This is a genomic window from Kitasatospora sp. NPDC001660, assembly GCF_053596725.1.
This window is the reverse complement of record NZ_JBSFGU010000138.1, coordinates 1-1,423: the sequence shown is the minus strand read 5'-3', so window position 1 is coordinate 1,423 and position 1,423 is coordinate 1. Positions and strand designations below refer to the sequence as shown.

General features: G+C 68.4%; 2 protein-coding genes. Both read right to left on the bottom strand.

Going from position 1 to position 1,423, the window contains the following annotated elements; genetic code table 11:
- Window positions 1-30: 30 nt before the first annotated feature.
- A complete protein-coding gene (locus ACWCXH_RS39900; protein WP_449806414.1) occupies window positions 31-453 on the bottom strand; it encodes a hypothetical protein in 423 nt (140 codons plus the stop codon).
- Complete coding sequence (locus tag ACWCXH_RS39895) at window positions 395-1,321, bottom strand: IS5 family transposase (RefSeq protein ID WP_449806413.1); 927 nt, start codon at window positions 1,319-1,321, stop codon at window positions 395-397. Before ACWCXH_RS39895 ends, ACWCXH_RS39900 begins: the two co-directional genes overlap by 59 nt.
- Window positions 1,322-1,423 lie beyond the last annotated feature (102 nt).

Genomic DNA, 1,423 nt, shown 5'->3' with positions numbered 1-1,423 from the left:
AGAGGGTGTTCTGTGAGCCTTCGCCGAGGTTCAGCTTGAATTGGCCTCGGGGGCGGCCGGTGCCGAGTTGGTGAGGGTGAACAGGCCGGGCTCGGGTTCGGTGAGGATGCCACGGCTGACCAGGCGTTTCAGCTTGGCGCGGGTTCCTTCGGTGTGGCGGGGCTCGGTGCCGAGACCGAGGGCCTGGCAGACGTCCTTGGCGCGGAGTCCTTCTTCCGCTGTCTCGATGGCGGCCAGGATCGCGCGGTATCCGGGCGGCAGCGCCCCAGGTGGCTGCGCGCCGTCCTCGGCGGCCAGTTCCAGGATGGTCTCCCGGGTGATCTGCAGACGCTTCAAGGTGGCTTCGGCAGCGGCGAGTTGTTCGGCGAGCCGGGCGATCTGTTCACGTAGTTCTTCAGCTGTCTCGTGGACGAGCTGCTGCCGGGACTCGATCTTGTCCAGGAGTTCCCTCATCGACGCTCCCGCTGGTCACAGGTGTCGGACGCCAGGGTGGCGGGTCGCGCCAGGTCGGGGTGGCGGCGCGGGTGAGGCGGCGGAGCATCACGTCGGTCATGGACCAGTGGATCACCGCCACCGAGCTGGCCGGCTTGGCCTCGTAGTCCCGTGCGAGCCGGCGATGGAGCATGAGAGTGCCCAGGGTCTGCTCGACCACCCATCGTTTGGGTTCCGGTGTGAACCCTCGCGCGCCGGGCTCACGTTGAACGATCTCCACGTCGATGCCGAGGTGGGCGCCGTACTCGACGACCGCGTTCTTGAACCCGGCGTCCGTCCATGCCTTGGTCACGGTGGGTGCGGCGCGGACGACCTTGTCCAGCAGCGCGATGCCGATCGCGTTGTCGTGGACACTCGCCGCGACCACGACGGCGGCGACGACCAGGCCGAGCACGTCGGTGGCGATGCCCCGCTTGCGGCCCGGGCTCTTCTTGCCCGGATCCAGCCCGGTCGTGTCCTTCGGCGCGTTCGTCGAGGCCCGCACGGTCTGGGAGTCCAGGACGACCGCGGTGGGGTCCTCGTGTCGCCTGCGGCTTTCTCGGACCTGCCAGCGCAGCAGGTCGTGGATCGTCTCGGAGGTCCCGTCGTCGCGCCATGCCCCGAAGTAGTAGTACACCGCGCTCTTGGGCGGCAGGTCGTGGGGCAGGTAGCGCCACTGGCAGCCGGTGCGGGCCTGGTAGAGGATCGCGTTCACGATCTCCCGCATCTCGTACCGGCCCGCATGGCCGCTGACCGAGGGATGCTTCGCCTTCCACGCAGTGAGGACCGGCCGGATCAGCTCCCAGGCCTCATCCGACAGGTCGCTCGGGTAGGGACTGCGCTCGCCCATGCCTACAGGAGACCGCATCCTCGCCGGACGTCAACCCCCGTGGCTGGCAGCAGACTTCGACACAACGGGACGAACCGCTCACACCCTCACAGAACTCCCTCT